The sequence below is a fragment of the Silvibacterium dinghuense genome (assembly GCF_004123295.1).
GTDB classification, from domain to species: domain Bacteria; phylum Acidobacteriota; class Terriglobia; order Terriglobales; family Acidobacteriaceae; genus Silvibacterium; species Silvibacterium dinghuense.
The window spans coordinates 2,143,795-2,165,005 of the sequence record NZ_SDMK01000001.1 but is presented as its reverse complement, the minus strand read 5'-3'; the positions used below and the strand labels follow the sequence as shown (position 1 = coordinate 2,165,005).

At 63.7% G+C, this 21,211-nt stretch carries 17 protein-coding genes and 1 other RNA gene; 13 read left to right on the top strand and 5 right to left on the bottom strand.

Annotated features, from left to right (window positions below; translation table 11 throughout):
* Positions 1 to 437 precede the first annotated feature (437 nt).
* A complete protein-coding gene (locus tag ESZ00_RS08520) occupies positions 438 to 3,629 on the top strand; it encodes a TonB-dependent receptor (RefSeq protein ID WP_129207664.1) in 3,192 nt (1,063 codons plus the stop codon).
* A 161-nt stretch (positions 3,630 to 3,790) separates the two neighbouring features.
* On the opposite strand, the gene ESZ00_RS08515 is transcribed toward ESZ00_RS08520, so the two are convergent.
* Both ESZ00_RS08515 and ESZ00_RS08510 read right to left on the bottom strand, forming a co-directional pair.
* The gene (locus tag ESZ00_RS08515; RefSeq protein WP_129207663.1) at positions 3,791 to 4,414 is read right to left on the bottom strand and encodes a YqaA family protein; all 624 of its coding nucleotides are present in this window, start codon (positions 4,412 to 4,414) and stop codon (positions 3,791 to 3,793) included.
* A gap of 42 nt (positions 4,415 to 4,456) precedes the next feature.
* A complete protein-coding gene (locus ESZ00_RS08510) occupies positions 4,457 to 5,020 on the bottom strand; it encodes a MogA/MoaB family molybdenum cofactor biosynthesis protein (RefSeq protein ID WP_129207662.1) in 564 nt (187 codons plus the stop codon).
* A 155-nt stretch (positions 5,021 to 5,175) separates the two neighbouring features.
* On the opposite strand from ESZ00_RS08510, the gene tolA reads away from it, so the two are divergent.
* From tolA to ESZ00_RS08495, 3 genes are all read left to right on the top strand, one after another.
* The gene (tolA, locus tag ESZ00_RS08505) at positions 5,176 to 6,249 is read left to right on the top strand and encodes a cell envelope integrity protein TolA (protein ID WP_129207661.1); all 1,074 of its coding nucleotides are present in this window, start codon (positions 5,176 to 5,178) and stop codon (positions 6,247 to 6,249) included.
* A gap of 81 nt (positions 6,250 to 6,330) precedes the next feature.
* Positions 6,331 to 6,519, top strand: a non-coding RNA gene (ssrS, locus tag ESZ00_RS08500) — 6S RNA.
* 28 nt (positions 6,520 to 6,547) lie between these two features.
* A complete protein-coding gene (locus tag ESZ00_RS08495) occupies positions 6,548 to 7,324 on the top strand; it encodes a prolipoprotein diacylglyceryl transferase (protein ID WP_129207660.1) in 777 nt (258 codons plus the stop codon).
* Position 7,325: 1 nt separating this feature from the next.
* On the opposite strand, the gene ESZ00_RS08490 is transcribed toward ESZ00_RS08495, so the two are convergent.
* A complete protein-coding gene (locus ESZ00_RS08490; RefSeq protein WP_129207659.1) occupies positions 7,326 to 7,739 on the bottom strand; it encodes a DUF302 domain-containing protein in 414 nt (137 codons plus the stop codon).
* Positions 7,740 to 7,829: 90 nt separating this feature from the next.
* Here ESZ00_RS08490 and ESZ00_RS08485 point away from each other — a divergent pair, with 90 nt between their 5' ends.
* The 4 genes from ESZ00_RS08485 to ESZ00_RS08470 all read left to right on the top strand — a co-directional run bounded on the left by ESZ00_RS08485 (position 7,830) and on the right by ESZ00_RS08470 (position 13,836).
* Positions 7,830 to 8,831, top strand: coding sequence for an alpha/beta hydrolase (locus ESZ00_RS08485; protein WP_229741051.1), 1,002 nt, complete (start codon positions 7,830 to 7,832; stop codon positions 8,829 to 8,831).
* Between the two features lie 7 nt (positions 8,832 to 8,838).
* The gene (locus tag ESZ00_RS08480; RefSeq protein WP_129207657.1) at positions 8,839 to 9,873 is read left to right on the top strand and encodes an RluA family pseudouridine synthase; all 1,035 of its coding nucleotides are present in this window, start codon (positions 8,839 to 8,841) and stop codon (positions 9,871 to 9,873) included.
* A 244-nt stretch (positions 9,874 to 10,117) separates the two neighbouring features.
* Positions 10,118 to 12,556, top strand: a complete 2,439-nt coding sequence (locus tag ESZ00_RS08475; protein ID WP_164981407.1) for an ABC transporter permease — start codon at positions 10,118 to 10,120, stop codon at positions 12,554 to 12,556.
* A 104-nt stretch (positions 12,557 to 12,660) separates the two neighbouring features.
* Complete coding sequence (locus ESZ00_RS08470; RefSeq protein ID WP_229741050.1) at positions 12,661 to 13,836, top strand: VWA domain-containing protein; 1,176 nt, start codon at positions 12,661 to 12,663, stop codon at positions 13,834 to 13,836.
* A gap of 74 nt (positions 13,837 to 13,910) precedes the next feature.
* Here the strand turns inward: ESZ00_RS08470 and ligA are convergent, their stop codons facing one another.
* Entirely contained in the window at positions 13,911 to 15,941 is a 2,031-nt protein-coding gene (gene ligA, locus ESZ00_RS08465; protein WP_229741093.1) for an NAD-dependent DNA ligase LigA, read from the bottom strand.
* Between the two features lie 117 nt (positions 15,942 to 16,058).
* Here ligA and ESZ00_RS08460 point away from each other — a divergent pair, with 117 nt between their 5' ends.
* The 5 genes from ESZ00_RS08460 to miaA all read left to right on the top strand — a co-directional run bounded on the left by ESZ00_RS08460 (position 16,059) and on the right by miaA (position 19,558).
* Entirely contained in the window at positions 16,059 to 16,262 is a 204-nt protein-coding gene (locus tag ESZ00_RS08460; RefSeq protein WP_129207655.1) for a hypothetical protein, read from the top strand.
* A gap of 306 nt (positions 16,263 to 16,568) precedes the next feature.
* Positions 16,569 to 17,651, top strand: a complete 1,083-nt coding sequence (locus tag ESZ00_RS08455; RefSeq protein ID WP_129207654.1) for a metal-dependent hydrolase — start codon at positions 16,569 to 16,571, stop codon at positions 17,649 to 17,651.
* A gap of 119 nt (positions 17,652 to 17,770) precedes the next feature.
* Positions 17,771 to 18,304, top strand: coding sequence for a DUF6580 family putative transport protein (locus ESZ00_RS08450; RefSeq protein WP_129207653.1), 534 nt, complete (start codon positions 17,771 to 17,773; stop codon positions 18,302 to 18,304).
* 94 nt (positions 18,305 to 18,398) lie between these two features.
* Positions 18,399 to 18,560: a hypothetical protein gene (locus ESZ00_RS20055; RefSeq protein WP_164981406.1), complete on the top strand. Its 162-nt coding sequence runs from the start codon at positions 18,399 to 18,401 to the stop codon at positions 18,558 to 18,560.
* 2 nt (positions 18,561 to 18,562) lie between these two features.
* On the top strand, positions 18,563 to 19,558 hold the full coding sequence (gene miaA / locus ESZ00_RS08445) for a tRNA (adenosine(37)-N6)-dimethylallyltransferase MiaA (protein WP_229741049.1): 996 nt from the start codon (positions 18,563 to 18,565) through the stop codon (positions 19,556 to 19,558).
* On the opposite strand, the gene ESZ00_RS08440 is transcribed toward miaA, so the two are convergent.
* A complete protein-coding gene (locus ESZ00_RS08440) occupies positions 19,555 to 21,183 on the bottom strand; it encodes a hypothetical protein (protein WP_129207651.1) in 1,629 nt (542 codons plus the stop codon). The genes miaA and ESZ00_RS08440 overlap by 4 nt on opposite strands.
* Positions 21,184 to 21,211: the final 28 nt, after the last annotated feature.

Sequence of the window (21,211 nt, the reverse complement as noted above, 5' to 3'; positions counted from 1 at the left end):
CAACACGCACAACAACAGGCGTGCATCACAAATACGGTCGCAGCTGGAGCAAAACGCATCTCTTTCAGGGTCGCGCAGTGGGCGGGGATTGTCAATTGCTTCGATCTTGACGCCCCGGTCCGCCCACCTTATAGTCAGCCTATGTTTCGCGCTGCCAGCATGGCTTGTCGACTCTGCTCCTGTCGAGTCCAGCTTCATGCCTCCTCGTGTCCGGCGCACATGCTCTTCTAGCTGATCCGCTCAGCCTCCCTCGACCCCGCCGGTGACGCTCCTGTCCCGGCTTTTTCATTTTCCTGCGAGCTGCTTATGTCTTTCTTCCGTACCTTCTTAACCTGTTGTCGCCGCGGCTGTTGTTGAGGCTCCAGCCTCCGCCTGCGCCTTCCTTCCCTTGCTGCGCCTTTCGCTTCCCCTCTTTCCCTTCGTACCAGGAGCCTATTGTGTCCGCTCGTTTTCGCCTTCTCTTGAGTTCTTCTGTCGCCGCACTCGTTCTTTCCATCGCTGCCGCACCACTCGGCGCGCAGGTGGTCGGCGGCTCCATCACCGGCACCGTGCATGATGCAACCGGTGCGGCTATTCCGGGGGCTCATGTGGAGGTGCGGAATACAGAGACGGGGGTAACGCGCGAAGTCGTCACCGATGCGGCCGGCCGGTATGTCGCGCCGTCAGTGCCCGTCGGCCCCTATGCCATCACCGTTTCACGCGACGGATTCACTACCAGCACACAGAATGGCCTGCGCCTGGTGATCGGCCAGTCGGCCGTTCTCGACTTCGCGCTCTCGGTCGGCCAGGTGCAGCAGCAGGTCACCGTCGCCGCCGCGCCGCAGGCCGTCGAGCTCTCCACGCAGCAGACACGCGGGCTTGTGGACGAGCGCCAGGTGAAGGAGATGCCGCTCAACGGCCGCAGCTATGACGAGCTGATGACGCTGAATCCGGCGATCGTGAATTACTCGAACCAGCGCTCGGGCAGCATCGGCACCTCGAATTCTGCGGTGGGCAACATGTTCGCGGTCAGCGGCCATCGCCCGCAGGACAATATTTTCCTGCTCAACGGCATCGAGTACACGGGAGCGTCGGAGATCAATGTGACGCCCGGCGGCACCAGCGGCCAGCTGCTCGGCGTCGATGCCGTGCGCGAGTTCAACGTGGTCACCGACGATTACGGTGCGGAGTATGGCAAGCGCACCGGCGCGCAGGTGAGTATTGTCACCGCGTCAGGCACAAATAGCCTGCACGGCTCGGTCTTCGAGTTCCTGCGCAACTCGGCGTTCGATGCGCGCAACTACTTCGACCAGACCGATATTCCCGAGTTCCAGCGCAATCAGTTCGGCGGCTCGCTCGGCGGCCCCATCCGGAAAAACAGAGTCTTCCTCTTCGGCAACTACGAGGGCTTCCGGCAGAACCTGCACCTGAGCGACGTGACGCTCGTGCCGGATAACGAGGCTCGCCTGGGATACCTGCCCAATTCGAGCGGGACGGAAACCTATGTCGGCGTCAATGCAGCCACCAAGCCGCTGCTCGCGCTGTGGCCGGTGCAGAACGGACCGGACCTCGGCAGCGGCATCGGCGAGGCGTATAGCAGCCCACTGCAGACCATCCGCGAGGACTTCGGCACCTCCCGCGCGGACTGGAATATCTCCGACAAGGACCTGCTCTTCGGCGTCTACACGGTGGATGACAGCGACGCCAACACGCCGACCGCGAATCCTTACAGCTCGGATGTGGAAGCCCTGCGCGAGCAGGTAGCGAGTGTGCAGGAGCAGCATGTCTTCTCGCCGACACTGCTCAACACCGCACGCTTCGGCTTCTCGCGCGCAGCCTATGCGTTTACCGGGATTACGCCGGTCGATCTTCCCGGCTGGATCACCGGGCGACCGATCGGCGCAATCGTGATCGGCGGCGGCACGGCGCTCAATGGCGCTTCGACGATCACCGGCGCGGGCACCAATGCCGGCAGCAACCTGAGCACGGCGCGCAACCTGTATACCTATGACGACCACGTCTACTGGACACGCGGCCGCCACCAGATCGAGATCGGCGGATGGCTGCAGCAGATCCAGTCGAACGACAACATGGCGCAGGACCAGTACGGGCAGGCTTCGTTCACCACGCTGACGACGTTCCTTGAGGGCACAGTTGCCACCTTCACCTCCGTGCCTTCACCGACCGAGCTGAACTGGCGCTCGCTCGAGGCCGCAGGCTTCGTGCAGGACACGATCAAGCTGCGGCCCAATCTCGAGCTGCGTGCCGGTTTCCGCTTCGAGTCGACGAATGGATGGAATGAGGCGCATGACCGCGCCTCGAATTACGGCTTCACCGACGGCGTGATCAACACCGATCCCACCATCGGCCACTCTGCGCTCTCGAAGAACCGCGCAACGTTCCTGCCTGAGCCGCGCGTGGGCCTGGCCTGGGACCCCTCCGGCCACGGCAATACCATCGTGCATACCGGCTTCGGCATCTATCGCGCGCTGCTCGACAACCTCGACTACCGGCTCGACCAGACTGCGCCCTACAACACCACGAACACGCTCAAGAGCGTCGCTCTGAGCTCGCTCTCGATCACCCCCGGCGACACACCGCCCTCGGGCAGCAAGGTTTCGCCCAGCGGCGTCAATCCCGACGCCTATACGCCGACGGTGCTCTCATGGTCCCTGAGCGTCGAGCAGAAGATTGCGCCGAATACATCGCTGACGCTTGGCTATGTCGGCTCGCACGGCTACCACAACATGCTCTCCGAGGATGTGAACGAGCCGATCCCGACGATCTGCCCGGCGTCGCCGTGCCCCTCGACACTGGCGAACGGCACGGTCTACTACCCCTCGGGCGCAGCCTACGCAAACCCCAAGCTCTCGAATACCACCACCTGGATCTCTGAGGGTGTCGCCGCGTATCACGGTCTCGAGGTCGACGTGAATCACCGCTTCGACCATGGCTTCCAGCTGCGCGGCGTGTATACGTGGTCGAAGAACCTCGACGACGGCACGGCATGGAATACCAGCGTCGGCGCAAATGCCCCGGCCTTCGTCATGTTCCCCAACCGGCCCAAGCTCGACTGGGGACCGGCCTCGACCGACATCCGCAATCTCGCCGTGATCAACGGAACCTGGGACCTGCCTTTTGGTCACGCGGGCGGCAGCGCCTGGCAGCGGAATATTGTTCACGGCTGGAGCCTGAGCGGCATTGCCACACTGCAATCCGGCTTTCCCTTTACTGCGCAGCTCGGCTACAACCCGACGAACAATGGCGACAGCCGCGATCCCATCCGCCCCAACGTGAATCCTGACTTCCACGGCAAAGTGATCCAGGGTGGGCCGACCCAGTACTTCAACCCGGCTGCCTTCTCGAACCCGGTCAGCGGAACATACGGCAATGCGGGGCGTAATTCGCTGGTCGGCCCCGGCTTCGCCAACCTCGATGTCTCGGCACGCAAAGAGACGCAGCTCTTCGAAAATCTCCGCGCGCAGTTTCGCGCCGAGTTTTTCAACGTGCTGAACCACACCAACTTCGGCACACCGAACGAGGTGGTCTACACCGCTGCCGGCGATACGCCTTCCCCGACGGCGGGCGTCATTACAGCCACGGCATCGACCTCACGGCAGATTCAGTTCGGATTGAAGCTGTTGTTTTAAAGGCAGGGTGTAGGGAATAGGGTGTAGCAAAACACCAGGCCCCAAAACCTCGCGAGAAAAGAAGACGGCCAGCAGGACGAGTGTCCCGCTGGCCGTTTTTGCGCCTGACTGCTGGCGGCTATTTGCCGAACACGGACCGCTGACTTGCCGGCTCGCTCGCCCTACGCCGTCGCCTTCTTGCGCAGACTCTTGCGCACCGCTACCAGCGCCAGCAGAGCGAAGATCACCCCGAGTCCGGCCAGCACGGCCACCGCATGCTGCTGCACCAGCGCGCCAACCTCGTGCACCATCTGCGGACCGTAGCGGATGGTGAGGAGGCTGACCGCGGTGAAGCGGAGCATCCTGCCTACAAAAACCGCCAGCATAAAGTTCCACACCTTCATCTCGAAGACGCCGGCAGCGAAGACGAAGAGCTTCCATGGCGTCGGCGGAGGCAGCATGGAGGGAATCAGCAGCGCCAGAAATTCCTGCTTCTCGAAGCGGTCCCGCAGCTGTTCGTACTTGACCCGGTCTACCCGCTTCAGCAGGAAGAGCTCACCGCCGGCGCGACCGATGAAATAGGGCACCAGTCCGCCGATCGCCGAGCCGACAGACGCCGCCAGCACATAGAGCAGGAAGGTATGGCGGTTGTTCCAGGCGTAAAGCGCGATCAGCGGGTCCATGGGGACCGGGATGGAGCTGGAGTCGAGCAGCGCGACCAGGCCCGCTCCCCAGAATCCGAGAGGCTTCAAAAAGGCCAGCAGAAGGCCGCGATATTTATTGGATAGAAAAATCAGTTTCTTCATTCGATTTGGTCAGCAATTTGAACCGGATATGGGACAGGAAGATCAGTTTCTTCCGTGCGCCACTCCGGCGGTCTTGAGATCGGGATGAGGCGCGTCCCCAGCCTGTGTATGTTCCGTCCGGCCCTGAAGCAGGTCCAGCGCGTGCTGGAGCAGGGGCATGACCGCACGGAGGGATGAAACGGCTCCGCGGGGGCTGCCCGGCAGGTTCAGGACAAGTGCTTCGGGCTGGGGCGTATCGGCCTTGTTCGTGCGGATGGTGCCGCAAACAGCCCGGGACAGCGCCGCCAGCGGTGTCTCCCGCCGGCCTTCGGCGCGCATCACCTCGGGAATTCCCTCGAGCAGGCGCGCGCAGACGGCTCGCGTCGCCTCCGGCGTCACATCCCGGAGAGAAATGCCTGTCCCACCGGTGGTCACAACCAGAGAAACTTCGCCGGCTGCCTGCAACAGTGCGTCTTCGATGGCTTTTTTTTCGTCTGGTACGGAAAGACGGAGTTTGACGTCAAACCCATGTATTGCCAGCTCTGCCGCCGCCGCAGGCCCGGAAAGGTCTTCCCGCTGTCCTTGCCAACAGGAATCGCTCACCGTAATCACCGCCGCGCTCTTCATCCCCCTGATTGTACGGGGATAAAACGGCGCTGCGAAAACCCGGTAAAGAGTGAGAGAATAGGATGAGGTCTCAGCGCAAGACATCCTGCGCTCCGGCTGGGCTACGCCATCATCTCTGCGCAAGCCGAAAGGCATAGCAGAGTCTCAGACATAGAATGCCGATCACTGAAGTGCCAAACAGCCCCGCTGGCGCGCCGCCCGAACCGCCTCGCTCCCGCCGTTCCCGCAACTACGAGAACCTCGATACCCATGAGCTCCTTGGCGTCATCGAAGAACTCGAAGGCGACCGGAACTGGGCGGCACTGCGCGAAAAGATCTGGATCGCGCTCATTGTCCACATGGTCATTTTCTGGTTCATGGCCTATGGACCGCGGTATCTCTTCAATGTCCACGTGAAAGACCCCTCGGTGGTGCTGCGCGACCGCGAAAAACAGATGACCTATCTTGAGATGCCGAAGGACCTGCTGAAGCAGCAGAGACCAAAGGACACCAATAAGATCTCGGACAAGGATCACATCCAGCAGTCCCCGCACCCGACGGTCGACAAGAAGCTCCTGCGCGAACTCCAGCAGATGCACAGGGCAGAGCCGCCTGCTCCGCAGCCCGCGCCACAGCCAGCTCCGCAGCAGGCCCAGCCACAGCCGCAGCAGCAGGCGGAAAACCAGCCGAAGCCGCAGCCCACGCTGCCCGCTCAACCGCTGCCCAACCAGCAGGCGAAGAATGAAGCGCCTGCGGCTCCGCAGCCCAAGCCTAATTTCTCAACCAGCCAGGGATCGATCAGCCAGCAGATGCAGGATCTGGCACGCGGCGCCCGTCCGCGCGGCGGAGAATACGGCGGCGGCGCAACCACCAACGCCCCGGATGAGCAGGGCGGGATGCAGGGCGCGGTGAAGATCCTCAGCGACACCATGGGTGTCGACTTCGGGCCCTACATCCAGCGCGTGGTCTATGACACCAAGCGTGCCTGGTATCCGATCATTCCTGAAGTCGCCCAGCCGCCGCTCAACAAGCAGGGCCGCGTGGCGATCCGCTTCAAGATTCTGCCGGATGGATCGGTGAAGGACATGGTGCTCGAGGGGCCGTCCGGCGACGTCTCGCTCGATCGCGCGGCCTGGGGCGGCATCACCGGCGCTTCGCCCTATCCGAATCTGCCCAAGAACTTCAAGGGACCCTACCTCGAGCTGCGCTTCTGGTTCCTCTACAACATCGACCCCAACCAGCAGCAATAAGCAGCTTCTCTTTCGGGCAGCACCCGCCTGCTGCCCGAGACTTGCATTCCCCCCGGGTCGCCGTTAGCATCCATCACAGAGACCGGCCTGCAAAGCAGGTGCGGGGATCAACGCCGGTTGAACCTTTAATCATTGAACAGGGAGCTTGACTCGACATATTGGCTCGGTGTGCAGTGTCCGCCAGTCCGGAATGCCTAAAGAGCCACGGCGAGTTCCCACCGTCTTAGGACGGGTTCACCGGCGCATCACTCACGGCCCAGTGGGTCGGTCTTGTCTCATCTTCTAAGCCCTCGCGCGCGTGTATCCCCGCCTCTTCCAGTTCGGCCAGATCGCCATTCCCACCTACGGTGCGCTGACCGCCCTTGGCCTGGTTGCAGCCCTGGTACTTGCCGTCCGGCTTGCCCGCCGCTTCGCACTCGATCCCGACAGGGTCTGGTCGCTCTGCCTGCTGGGCACGCTGACGACCCTGATCGGCGCGCGGCTGCTCCTTGTTCTTGTCTACTTCCACGCTTTCCGTGAGCATCCGGTCTGGGTACTCGGCCTTACGCAGGTCCACACGCCGTGGATTCTCGCCATGGCCACTGTCGCGGGCATCGCCTCCGCGCTGCTCTACTCCCTTGCCGAAGGCCTGCCGCTGCTCGCCGTGCTCGACACGCTGGCGCCTGCCGCCGCACTGGCCATGATCCTCAACCGCATCGGAGCATTTTTCGCCGGGCTCGACTGGGGTACACCCGCCAACCTTGCGTGGGCCGTAACCTACGATCGGCGGCTCTCTGTTCTCTGGTATGGCACCCCGGCATACCAGAAGCTGCACCCGGTCCAGCTCTACGACGCCGCAGCGGCGCTGATCACGCTTGCGCTGCTGCTCTACTGGCTGCCCAGGCGCACCCAGCCAGGCGAGCTCGCCGGCGCGTGGCTCTTCCTCACCGGCTTCGCTGCCGCAGTCTTCCTGCCCTTCCGGGCCGCGGCCGATCCTGCGCTCAGCCTGCCCATCGCCGCTGCCGCGGTCATCGCCGGCGGCGCTCTATGGCTGCGCCGCCGGCCGACGACGGCATCCCTCCCCACCCCTGTCTGAGCTATTCCGCCGCTGCCTTGGCGATTCCAGCGATCACGGCGATATTTGCCATCAGCTCATTCGGGAAGCCGTGCCTTTGTAGGAGATATTCCGGCGTATTCCAGGTAATCCGCACTACGCCTTGCGCGTCTTCTGCCACCAGCAGCTTCAGCGGCAGGTCGATCGCCGTCGTCGGCGCGGCCAGCATCAAGGGCGTCCCGCCCTTCGGATTGCCGAAGATCACCACCTTTGTCGGCGGCATGCTGAGCCCGGCCGCCGCAGCCTCGCCGCTGTGATCGATCAACGCAAAGAGCTTCACCTGCTTCGCCCGCAAAATCTCCTCGATCCGCGTTACCGTCTCATCCACCGAATGACGGCTTTCGATGCTCGCCAGTCCGCTGCCCCACTCGTTTCCCTGTATGCCCTGCTCCGCCATTTCCGCCTCCCTGTTTTCTAATCGGTATACTTTCACTCGATGAATCCCGGCCGACTTCGCTCCCTTTTTGCTGCCCTGCTCGCAGCCACTGTGCTCGCAGGAACCGCCGTCTCCGCCTTCGCCGCGCAGTCCAATCCGCCGGCTGTTCCGGCCCAGACTGCGCAGTGGACGCCTCCGGCTTCAGCCCCCGGCATGCCCGCGCCTATTTTCCTCTATTCCGGCAGCGCCCCGGGCGCGCTTGGGAACGGCGAGGCGGATCGCCCGCGCATGTATGTTTTTCTACCCAAGAAGCGCTCGACCAGCGCCGCCTTCCTGGTTGTTCCCGGCGGTGGCTACCAGCATGTTGCCATCGGCCATGAGGGTATCCAGATCGCGCTCTGGCTGAATGCGCAGGGTGTCCCGGCCTTTGTGCTCGATTACCGCGTCGGACCCTATCGCTATCCCGTCGAAATCAACGACGGACGGCGCGCCATGCGGCTCATCCGCCAGCACGCTGACGAGTATGGCATCGATCCGAACCGCATCGGCGTATGGGGCTCTTCGGCGGGCGGTCACCTCGCCTCTTCTCTCTCCACGCACTGCGAGCCGACGGATCTGCCCCCGGCTAATGCCGACGCGACCGACCAGGTCTCCTGCAAGCCGGATTTTGCAGTCCTCGAGTACCCGGTCATCAGCATGGACAAGACGAAGAGCCACGCCGGATCGGTGCTGAACCTGCTCGGTCCCGATCCCGATCCGAAGCTGGTCCACGACTACTCGAATGAGAATGCCGTCACCGCGACGACGCCCCCGACCTTCCTCTTCGCAACCACCCGCGATCCCGCCGTGCCGATCGAAAACGCGCTCGACTACTACCGCGCCCTCGAACGCAACCACGTCCCGGCAGAGATCCATATCTACGACTATGCGAACCACGGCTGCGGGCTGTGCGGCACCATCATTCCGCTCTCAACCTGGCCCGCGCTGCTCCGCAACTGGATGATTCAGCACAGCATCATTCCACCCAATGCGCCGCCACTGCCGCTGCCCCAGCCCAATCTTCCCTCGTGGATCCCCGGCCTGCATGGTCCTGGCGAAGTAACGGAGAAGTGAACGAGAAGTGAGCACCGGCAATTACACCGTCCCCGCTGAAGCGGCCGGCCAGCGACTCGATGCCTGGCTGGCCGCATGGCTCGCCGCGCAGTTCGAGGGCGTCAGCCGCGCCCGGGTCCAGCTACTCGTCTCCGAGGGCAAGGTTACGGTCGACGGCACCCTGGCCAAGGCCTCGCTCAAGCTGCGCGGCGGCGAAACCGTTGCCGTCCTCGGGCCGCCCGAGCCGCCACCGCTGCGTGCCACGCCGGAGATGATCCCGCTCGACATCGTCTATGAAGATGACGATCTCTCGGTCATCAACAAACCTGCCGGCATGATGGTCCACGCCGGGGCAGGCGCCACGCATGAAGACCCGGCGCTCGACGAGCGCAATCGCGGCACGCTGGTCAATGCCCTGCTCGGCCACTACAGCCAGCTCTCGACGACCGGCGGCGCGCTGCGCCCGGGCATCGTCCATCGGCTCGACAAGCAGACCAGCGGCCTGATCATCGTCGCCCGCAATGATGCCGCGCATCTGCGGCTGGCAGAGATGTTCTCCTCGCGCGAGGTGCACAAAACCTACCTTGCCCTGGTCCACGGCCATCCAAAGAAGGACACGGGCACCATCAACGCCGCGATCGGCCGCGACCTGATCCGGCGTACCCGCATGACCACCAAACGCTCCGAGGGTGCGCGCGCGGCCATCTCGCATTACACGGTGCTCGAACGGCTGGATACACGATTCGGGAAGTTCGCACTGGTTTCGGTGAAGATCGAAACCGGGCGCACGCACCAGATCCGTGTGCACATGTCGTCCATCGGGCACCCCGTGGTGGGCGATACGCTTTACGGCGCGCCCGCAATCATCCCCGTGGTCGAGGCGGCGAAGGGCAAGCCTGGAACAAAGAAAAAGGCAGCCGTTGCGGCCGAGACCACGCAGCTCGACCGCAATTTTCTCCATGCCGCGCGGCTCGAGTTCGCCCATCCGAGGACGAATAAGATCCTCACGCTCGAAGCGCCGCTGCCGGCGGAGCTGACAGGGTTTCTGGACAGGATTCGCTGAGGGGTTTCCTGGCTGGCTGAGAGCCTCGTCTCCCACCCTCATTTCAGCCCAAACAAGAATAATTATTGTCTGATAGTCTCTATCAAAATTGCCGTTTCCTCTGTCGTCCGCATTTGGACACCGGTTTCTAAAATCGACCAGAAGCGCGAGGGTGGCATTTTTGTTTTCTACGACTTAGCCTGGTTATAGCTGGCCCGTCGCATGCACTTTCTCCTGCACCCAATCCGAGTGCCGGAGCCTGCCCGTGGACATCCTCTTTCGCGATCTTCGCCAGACCCTGCGCAACCTTGCCCGCACGCCGGGGTTTTCGCTCACCGTCGTACTGGTGATGGCTCTCGGCATCGGCGCCACGGCGGCGCTGTTCACGGTGGTGAACTCGGTATTGCTCAAGCCGCTGCCGCTGCCGGATTCCGACCGGCTGGTGCGGGCCTGGGAGGCCAGCCCGGAGCACGGCTACTCGCACACCGCCGCGGCCGGGGGGACCTGGCGCATCTGGCACGACCAGAACCGGAGCTTCGCGCAGCTCGGCGTTGCCGACCCGTGGGAGCTGAATCTGGCCGGCGCCGAGGGCCAGCTGCCCGAGCACCTGGACGCCGAGGCCGCCACCTGGCAGACGCTTGGCCTGCTGGGCGTCAAGCCCGCGCTCGGGCGCTTCTTCACCCAGGCGGACGACACCTGGGGCGCCGACAAAACTGTGGTCCTCAGCTGGAGCCTCTGGCAGCGGCGCTTCGGCGCCGATCCGGGCATAGTAGGCCGCAAGCTGCTGCTCGATACCCAGCCATACACCGTCATCGGCGTGTTGCCGAAGTGGTTCCAGTACCCCGACGCGCACACCCAGCTCTGGATCGCGATCTCGCCGCTCTTCCCGCCACGCGCCTGGGACTCGCATGACTCGCACAACTTCACTGTCATCGGGCGGCTGAAACCCGGTGTCTCGATTGCCACGGCGCAGGAAGACCTCAGCCGCATCTCCCGGTTGCGCGCCGAGCAGCGGCCTCCGAACGATTTCATCGATGACGCCGCACACGTCGTCGGCCTGCTCGACGCCGATACCTATAAGGTCCGCACGCTGCTCAACATCCTCTTTGCCGCGACTGGCTGCCTACTGCTGATCGCCTGCCTGAATGTGGCGAACCTGCTGGTCGCTCGCTCGGCTTCGCGACGTCGGGAGGCAGCCATCCGCTCCGCTCTCGGTGGCTCGCGCGGCCGGCTCCTCCGCGACCGCCTGCTTGAGAGCCTGGTGCTCTGCACGGCAGGAGGCGCCTTCGGCATCCTCATCGCGCAACTCGCGCTCCAGTGGCTGCTCTCCCGGCGTGCCGACCTGCCCCGGGCGGCGAGCGTCCACCTGGACGGGACAGCGATCGGCTTTGCCCTGGGGACGGCACTGGCCTGCGGGCTAATCGCCGGCCTCGCTCCGGCCTTCGCCGACCGCCACGACCAGCTGCTAAATGCGCTCCAGGACCAGTCCCGCGCGGTGAGCGGCAGCCGCCAGAGCCTCCGCTTCCGCCGCGCCCTGCTGGCCGTCGAGGTTGCACTCACCGTGGTACTGCTGGTTGGCGCGGGGCTCTTCCTGCGCAGCTACCAGAACATGCACTCGGCCGAGCTCGGTGTCTCGACCGCCCGGACACTCACCATGGGGATCAACCTACCCTACGCGCCGCAGTACGAGAAAGAAGCCCGAATTACGGGATTTTTTGAGGACCTGCTGACCCGCGTGCAGGCGCTACCCGGCGTGCAGGCCGCCGGCCTCGCCGACCGGCTCCCCGGCCAGGGAGAAGGCACCGATGACGGCGAGACCATTGCCGAGATCCCCATGCCCAAGGGCACGATGCTCGACATACAGGTGCGCTACGTCTCGCCGGACTTCTTCCGCAGCCTCGGCATCCCGCTGCTGCACGGCCGCACCTTCACCGCCGACGACCGGCTCGAGCACGGCCGGCTGGCCATCGTCAATCAGGCCTTCGTACGGCAATACCTCAAGAGCCGCGATCCGATCGGCCTGCATGTGAACGACCTGAACACCGGCCCTGAGGGCACCACCGACCCGAAGAACGAGATCGTCGGCGTGGTAGGCGACGTACGCTCGGCACCGGCCAGCCCCATTGAGCCGATCGTTTACTTCCCACTCTGGACCGGTGTTCGCAGCGGACCGACGCTCTTCCTGCGCACCACCGGCGACCCGCTGGCCATGGCCACAACGGTGCAGAAGGTGGTCGCCGGCATCGACCGCTCGGTCGCGGTCACGGACCTCCTCACCTATGACGACCTGGTTGGCAAAAACACGGCCGAGGCCAGCTTCAACGCCACCCTGCTCTCGGTCTTCGCCGGACTGTCGCTGGTCCTGGCTGCGGTCGGGCTTTTCGGAGTGCTATCGTTCCTGGTTTCCCAACGCACAGCGGAGATCGGGGTGCGGATGGCGCTGGGCGCGCAACGGGAACACGTTCTTCGCCTGCTGCTGGCTGATGGTCTCCGCCCGGCGGTGATCGGACTGGTGCTGGGCATCGCCGCCTCGGCCGGGCTCACGCGGCTGGTTGCGTCCCTGCTCTACGGCACCCAGCCGCTCGATCCGCTGGTCTTCGTTCTGGTTTCCTTTGCGCTCATCGCCGTGGCCGCGCTGGCCTGCCTGCTGCCGGCCTGGCGCGCCTCGCAGCTCGACCCAGTGGCCGCGCTGCGGGCGGAGTAACACGCCACCTCATGCCGCAGAACGAAAACGGGCGACCCACCCAAGCCGGTGCTGCCTGGGTGGGGGACACAGAACGGGCTCGTACCCTCCCGCCCAAGCGCAGCTTGGACGGGGCACCCATTTCCGTCTTTCCTGCAGCGATCCCGGATGGCGATCAACGGGAGCGCCATACGAAGCAACTCGCTCTGCGCGCAACCGGTGAGCCGCTCGATGCGGAGTCGCGCATGTACAATGGCCACAGCAAAATGACCCGCGCCGGTTTTAAGCCTTTCCTCTGTCTCTCTGCCGTCCTGCTCGCCCTCCCGCTCGCGGCTCCGCTCCAGGCACAGACATCCCCTGCCACCACAGCGCCCGCTCAGCCGCAGCAGGCTCAGCCCGCTCAGACTCCTGCCGATGCCACTCCGGCGGCCCAGAATCCGCCCCAGAATCAGGCCCAGGACAACTCGCAGTACACCATCACCCAGCAGGTAAACGAAGTCGACCTGGTCTTTACGGTTACCGACCGGCATGGCCGCTTTATTCGCGACCTGAAACAAAGCGACTTTGCCCTGCTCGATGACCAGAAAGCGCCGGAGCGCGTTTACAGCTTCACCCAGCAGACGAATCTGCCTCTGCGGCTTGGCGTGCTGATCGATACCAGCACCTCGATCCATACCCGCTTCGCCTTCGAGCAGCAGGCGGCCAAGGAGTTCCTGCTCCAGATTCTGAAGCCGGCCTCGGACAAGGCCTTCGTCATGGGCTTCGACGTGACGCCGGACTACAAGACGGCGTGGTCGAACAACCTCGACACCCTCTCGACCGGCATCGATTCGCTGCGCCCCGGTGGCGGCACTGCGTTGTTCGATGCGGTCTACTCGGCCTGCCGCGACCGCCTGCTTGCCTCGCGCGGCCAGGAACCGGTCCGCAAGGCCATGGTGCTCATCTCGGACGGCGACGATAACCAGAGCCACGCCTATCTCGACGACGCTATCAAAGAGTGCCAGCGGGCGGAGACCATCGTCTACGCCATCAGCACCAACGTGAGCCCCAGCCGCGACCGCGGCGACGACGTGCTCCAGAAGATCGCCGAAGAGACCGGCGGCCGGGCATTCTTCCCGAAGAACATCTCGGACATGCCGATCAGCTTCGAAGCCATCCAGGACGAGCTGCGCAGCCAGTATGCGCTGGTCTACAAGCCTGCCGACTTCAAGGCCGATGGCGCTTTCCGCCCCATCTACCTTTTCTGCCTCGACCGCCGTTACTCGGTCCGCGTGCGCAAGGGATACTTCGCGCCGAAATAATCGCAGTGCCACTGCAAACAGCAAGAGCCGGGTATCCCACCCGGCTCTTGCTGTTTGCAGCGATGGCTGGCTCTTCAGCCGCCCAACATCTCCAGCAACGCAGCCTCGTCGATCACCTTCACCCCGAGCTGTTGCGCCTTTTCGAGCTTCGAGCCGGCATCCTCACCCGCGACCACATAGTGCGTCTTCTTACTCACCGATCCTGAGACCTTGCCGCCTGCGGCTTCAATCTTCGTCTTCGCATCTTCACGGCTGAGTGTGGGCAACGTACCTGTGAGCACAAAGGTCAGTCCCTCGAGCTCGGATGTCTTCTTGCGCTTTTCCGCCGTAAAGACAAGCCCTGCCTCGCGCAACCGCTCGACGAGCGCGCGATTCTTTTCCTCGGCGAAGAACTCGAGGATAGCCTGCGAGACACGCGGGCCCACTTCATTCACACGCTCAAGCTCTTCGGAGGAAGCCTCCATCAGCGCATCCATCGAGCCGAACTCTTCGGCCAGCAGCTGCGCCGTGCGCTCGCCTACGAAGCGGATGCCGAGGCCAAAAAGCACGCGGCTCAGCCCGGCCTGCTTCGATTTCGCAATCTCCTCGAGCAACGCATCGGCAGTCTTCTGCCCGATGCGTTCGAGCGAAAGCAGTTGCTCCTCTGTGAGCGAATAAAGGTCGGCGATGCTCTTCACCAGGCCGCGCGCGGTGAGCTGCTCGACCAGCACATCGCCAAGACCCTCGATGTTCATGACCTTGCGCGCCGCGAAGTGCAGCACGCTCTCGACCAGCCGCGCCGGGCAATCGGCGTTCACGCAGCGATAGTCGACCTCGCCTTCGGTCTTCACGATCTCGCTGCCGCAGACCGGGCAGTGCGTGGGGAAGTTGTATTTCTCCGTTCCACGCGGATGCTCCGCATCTTCGACCACTTCGACGATCTTGGGAATCACGTCGCCGCCGCGTTCCACCTTGACGTAGTCCCCGACCAGCAGGCCGAGGCGCTCGATCTCATCGGCATTGTGCAGCGTGGCGCGGCTCACCGTCGTTCCGCCGATCGCGACCGGCGTGAGCCATGCGACGGGCGTGAGCTTGCCGGTGCGGCCCACCTGCACATGGATGGCTTCGACCCTGGTGATCGCGGCGCGTGCCGTGAACTTATACGCCACGGCCCAGCGCGGCGCGCGGCCGGTATAGCCGAGACGGCGCTGGATGCCGGCTGAATCGATCTTGATGACCACGCCGTCAATTTCGTACCCGAGATCGGCACGCGTTTCCTCGGCACGGTTGACGAACTGCATCAATCCTTCGAAGTTCTTCACGGCTTCGCGATGCGGATTTACGCGGAAGCCTGCAGTCGAAAGCGCTTCGAGCGCCTCCGATTGCTCCTCGAAGAGACTTTCTCCTGCTTCCGTCAGCGCGAAGTAGCCGTAAAAATCGAGGCGGCGCTGGGCAACGATGTTCGGTTCAAGGGTGCGGATGGTTCCGGCGGCCGCGTTGCGCGGATTGGCGGCAGGCGTGAGGCCGGCAGCTTCGCGCTCTTCGTTCATGCGCAGAAAAGCTTTGAACGGCATGACGACCTCGCCACGCACTTCAAAGTTGGGCGGCAGACCGGCCTTCTCGCGCTTGGCCTTCGAAATGGACAGCGGCACGGAGCGGATGGTGCGCACGTTGCCGGTTACGTCTTCGCCGATTGTGCCGTCACCGCGCGTCACACCGCGCTCAAGATGCGAGGCGCCATCCGCGCCCTCGCGATAGTGAAGCGCCATGGAGAGCCCGTCGAGCTTGTATTCGCAGACATACTCGATTTTTGCGCCCTCGCCCGCCAGCTCATGGACGCGGCGGTCCCAGTCCGCAAGCTCTTCCTCGCTCACCACATTGTTGAGCGAGAGCATGGGACGTGAGTGCGCCACCTTGGCAAAGCCCTCAGCCGGCTTTCCGCCGACGCGCTGCGTGGGCGAGTCAGCGGTAATCAGCTCGGGGTGCTTCGCCTCGAGCGCCTCCAGCTCACGCATCAGCGCGTCATACTCGGCATCGGAGATCTCCGGCGCATCAAGGCTGTAGTACAGATACTCGTGGTGGCGGATGGTCTCCCGCAGCTTGTCGATTTCTTTCTGAACAGTCACAGCAACGATGGTAGCGGAGGAGCCATCCTGGTGCGCAAGCCGTCCTTCTATCGCGCGGAAGCCATGCGGGATATCCCTGCGATACCATGCGGACAACACGAAAAGGATGACGAACCGATGACCGACGAGGAACGCGATGCACTCCTGATCGATCTTGCCGATGGCCTGCGCATCGTCCTTGCCGACAGGCTCGGCATGACCGGTTCACTCGCGTTACATCCCAGGGCGCGTGTGCTGCACGACAGGCTGGCTGAAACGGTGGAGAAAGAGCGGCTCAGGGGCATTTCCGATCCGCATAACATTCTCAAGTTGCAGAAATAGGCTTGCCGCAATCGCGCCGAGCCCATCAGGGGCTATCGGCATATAGGCCGTAGCCCGCGCCTGGAGAAGAGAGAGATTGTCATCTCGACCGCAGCGAGACGGCTTTGTCTTGCGTAATAGAGGGACCTGCTGTTTTTGCCTCCCGCCCAAGCGGAGCTTGGACGGGGCACCCCTTTTTTTGCCGTTACAGAGAAAGCTGGCCCCGGAGCGCGACCAACGAGAGCGGAGGCCAAAGGCTATTCGCCCTGCGCGAAGCAACCGAAGGCGAAAGGCCTGGACGGCCAGTCCACTTGCTACTCTTCCTCCATGGAGCCTGTCACTCACTTCCTCACCGGAGCCGTCCTCGCCCGCTCCGGCTTCAACCGCAAGGCAGCCTACGCCACGCTGGCCATGACGCTGGCCGCGGAGGCTCCGGACCTCGATATCGTGTGGGGCAGACTCGGCCCGGTCACGGGCTTCGAACACCATCGCGGCATTACCCACACCTTTCTTGCCGCGCCGGTCATCGCGCTGGCCGCTGTGGGACTTGCGTGGCTCGTTCATCGATGGCGCAAGAAGCCCACGGCCGCGCCGATTCGCTGGGGACTGCTCTGGTGCTTCGCGCTCCTTGCCGACCTCAGCCACATCCTGCTCGACTACACCAACAACTACGGCGTGCGCCCGTTGTTTCCCTTCGACGCACACTGGCATGCCTGGAGCATCGTCTTCATCTTCGATCCATGGATCTTTCTCGCCCTGCTGGCCTCGCTCGTCCTTCCATGGCTCTTCGGCCTGGCAGACAGTGAGATCGGCGCACGTCGCACGCCCTTCCGTGGCCGGGGCTGGTCGATTGCGGCTCTCGTCTTCATCGTCCTCTGGTGGTCGCTGCGCAACGCCGAGCAGAGCCATGCCCTCGCACTCGTCCGCAATGCCGGCACGATCGATGCCCCGGTGACCCGCATCGCAGCCGAGCCCTATATGCTCGATCCCTTCGCCTGGCATGTGCTTGCTGAGACGCCCGATTATTACCAGACCGCCGAGGTGCGTACGCTTCACGACCGTATCGAGGCCCGCAGCCTGGATGGCTCCGATATTTTCTATAAACCGCCGGTCACCCCGGCAGTCGCTGCCGCCAAACAGTCGTACCTTGGCCGGGTCTATCTCGACTGGTCGCAGTTTCCGGTGACCACCGATCTCGGCAATGATCCGATTCCGTACGACACCGCACCACAGCCCCAACCCGGATGGCATACGGTGCAGTTTGAGGACCTGCGCTTTGCTTATTCCGGCTTCGGGCTTGCCGGTCTCAGCTCCGACGCGCGCGGCAAGATTCCTCTTACCGCATGGGCATACATCAATCCGGCCAACCAGATCGAGGGCATGTACATGAGCGGCAAGAAGCAAAAATAGCGCCGATCCGTTGCCCCATTCCCCGGGAATACCGCTTTGCCGGTCGACTTTCCCCTTGCGCCTGCTCCTGGCACTTCCGACAATAAGAAGTGCCGACTTTGTTTCCCCTGTGAGGATGTATGTCCGCCTATTTCCTGCTGCTCCTGGCCATCATCAGCCGCGTCGTTCCCCATCCGGACTGGCTGAACTTCACCGCCGTGGGTGGATCGCTGCTCTTTTTCGGCGCGCGCCGTCCGCTGCGCCAGATCTGGCTGCCGGTAGCCGCACTGGCCATCACGGACTACTACCTGACGGCCTTCTTTTATCGCTATCCCTTCCACGTCTCGGACTATCTGCTGACCTGGGCCTGGCATGCAGCCGTCATCGTCTTCGCCCATTTCCTGCTGGCGAAAAAGATCACGGCCGCGCGTGTGGCCGCAGGAGTCGTCATCACCCCCACATCCTTCTTTCTCATCACCAACTTCGCGGCATGGATCGCGAACCCGACGCTTTATCCGCGCAGCCTGGCCGGATTGGGCATGTCCTACGTGGCTGGACTGCCGTTTTATCGCAATGACCTGATCTCGACCGCTGCCGTCGCCGGACTGGCCTTCGGAATCCCGGTGCTGGCCCGTCAACTCTCCACTCCGCACAACCGCATTGCCGGGGCATAGCGCGCAGGTCACCAAAGACATGCGAGGGCGGCCAAACGGCCGCCCGCATCCTTTTCCGGCAAAGACCACCCGGCCTACACTGGAAACAGCCCCTGTGAATCCACGCCTCGCACAACGACGCCAGACTCCGCGCCACCACACCCAGCGCAACCAGATTGGCGGCCTGCTGATCCTTGCTGCCGTCCTGGCCATCTTCACCCTGTTGCGAGCCCAGCCCCACACCGTTTTCCCGGCGGGATGGTGGCGCTTCTGGTAACCGTGTCCGCGCCCAATACCGATCCTCTGCTTGTCGTCCTGCTCGGCCCCACTGCCAGCGGCAAGACGGCGCTCTCGCTCGCGCTCGCCGAACGCTTCGGCGGCGAGATCGTAAGCTGCGACTCGGTGGCCGTCTACCGCGAGATGGAGATCGGCTCAGCCAAGCCGTCGCTCGAGGAACGCAGCCGCGCGCCGCACCACCTGATCGATGTCTTCGCTCCCGACGAACAGTGCACCGCAGGCGACTATGCCCGCCTTGCCCGCGCCGCGATCGCCGACATCACAGCGCGCGGAGGCCTGCCGATCGTCACCGGAGGCACCGGACTCTACCTGCGCGCGCTGGTGGATGGCCTCTTTGCCGGACCGCAGCGATCGCAGGAGCTGCGCATGCACCTCGAGCGCAGCCATCTGCGCTTCGGTTCCGGCTGGCTCAGCCGCATTTTGCAGCGGCTCGATCCGGCTGCAGCGGCCACCATCCACGCCAATGACACCCCCAAGCTCATCCGCGCCATCGAGGTCTGCATCGCCGCCCGCCAGCCCATGACAGAGGCCTGGCTGGAGCAGGGACGCGACCGGCTCACCGGCTATCGCATCCTGCGTATCGGCCTCGATCCGGAGCGCAAGGCACTTTACGAGCGTATCAATCGCCGCGCCGCACAGATGTTTAGCGATGGACTGGTGGAGGAGACCCGCGCTCTGATCGCGAAATACGGTGAGTTTCCCGGAGCTGGCAGCCCGGTTGAGAGTGAAGACCGCGTCTCCCGAGGCCCCATGGATGCCCTCGGTTACCGGCAGGCCCGTGCGCTGCTACGCAGCGAATCGACCGAAGCGGAAGCCATTACCGCCGCCCAGCAGGGCCATCGCAACTACGCCAAGCGCCAACTCACCTGGTTTCGCCGCGAGCCGGAGGTGCGCTGGCTGCCGGGCTTTGGCGACGATCCGGAAATCGAAGCTCAGGCCACTGAACTTGTTAACCGGGAGCTCCGCAGCAAGTTCTAGCTCGCTCCGGCTGTCGAGAACACCTGTTCCACTTCGCCGTTCCCCACGCGGTAGATGGCATACTGCCGGTCGGTCCTTCCGGCGAGCTCGAAGATCAGCTCTGCACGACCGTCGCCATCGGTATCGAGCGCGTCGACGACCAGCATGCGCGGCGTCTGGTCAAGCTGATCGTCGCTCGTCATCTGGTGGAAGAGCACTCGCGCCTGCCCGCTGAAGTCGGGCTGCGCGATCAGTGTCACGTATTTCACCTTGCCGTCGGCCAGTGTGGTCTTCGCCGAAAAGACCAGCGTCGCCCCGCCGCCAAAGGTCAGCGCATAGGCGTGGAACTGCTCATCGGCCAGCACCGGCAGCGAGGACAGCGCCGCCTTGCGATGTGCATTCCGGATTGCGGTCGTGTGCGTACCTGTTACGGCTGAGCTCTTTGCCGCTGCTCCACTCGTCGTGGAAGAGGCCGTCGTACCACTGCCAAATCCGCCTCCGATCGGAGCTACCATCGGCTTGCCGGCAAACAGGTTCTGCGCCATGCCTTCGAGCTGCGTCTGCAATGACTTCGCGTCCGCCGGATCGGCCCAGGAGTAACGCCAGTTTTCCGAGGAATGAGTGGCGACATCGGAGACAGCAACCATCTGCTCCAGGTTCTCCGGATGCCCGCTCAGCTTAGCAATCTCAACATCGGACGGCACATCCAGTTTTTCCTGCTCCTCGGGCCGTCCATGCCTGAGGCGCGGACGGTTCGGATCGATATCGGTCGTCGCTGTGACCGGTGAGCCATCTCCACTCGACGGAGTCCTGCGGTGCATCGTCGGACGATCCGGATCGACCGGCCCGGTGCCACTGCCTGCGGTGGTTCCCGAACCGGAGCTGCCTGTCGAACTGCCTCCGGAGCTGCTGCCCGAGTCCTCTGTCTTCCGGTGCAATGTCGGGCGGTCGGGATCTGACGAAGACCCGCTTCCGGAGCTCGTGCTCCCGGAATTATTCCCGGAGGTGCTGTTCCCTGTACCGCTACTCGAACTGCTTCCCGTCCCGCTGTCCGGCGAAGAACTGCTGCTGTTGTCGCCCGTCCGGCGATTCAGCGTCGGACGATCAGGATCCTTTGCCGGAGCATTCCCGCTGTCCTTGCTGGAGCCGTTACTGCTGTCCGAAGGACGGTGCGCAAAGTGCGGCTGATCGTCGTCATCACCCCAGCCGTCGATCTTCGGAATATGCTTCGAGGCCTTCAGCCTTGCCTGTGCGGGGGAAATCGGCTTCTGATAGCCGCCGATCGCGACCCATGAACCGCCCGGGCCGCCGATATTCGCTGCTGCTTTGACATCGAAAAAGCCCTTGGCCAACCCGCTTTCTTCCAGCTGATACTGCGTGCCGGATTCAACCGCCAGCGGCACCGGCTGCGCCAGATAAAGCCCGGCCGGCTGATAGGTCGTCCCATCCCACACGGCAAGCGGAATCAGGCGGCTGGCAATCGGTTTGGTGTAGTCGCCGGTGTACTCGAGCACAGCGGTCGCCCGCAGCGTCTGCGCCTTTTCGGCCTTGGCCGTATCTACGCGGCCCACGTACTGCGCCTGGGAGACCACGGCGCCGGAGATGAGCATTCCTCCTGCCACCAGCCAGCACGCCCGCGTTTTCATTCCGTCCAGCCCGACTCCTCGCATCGCT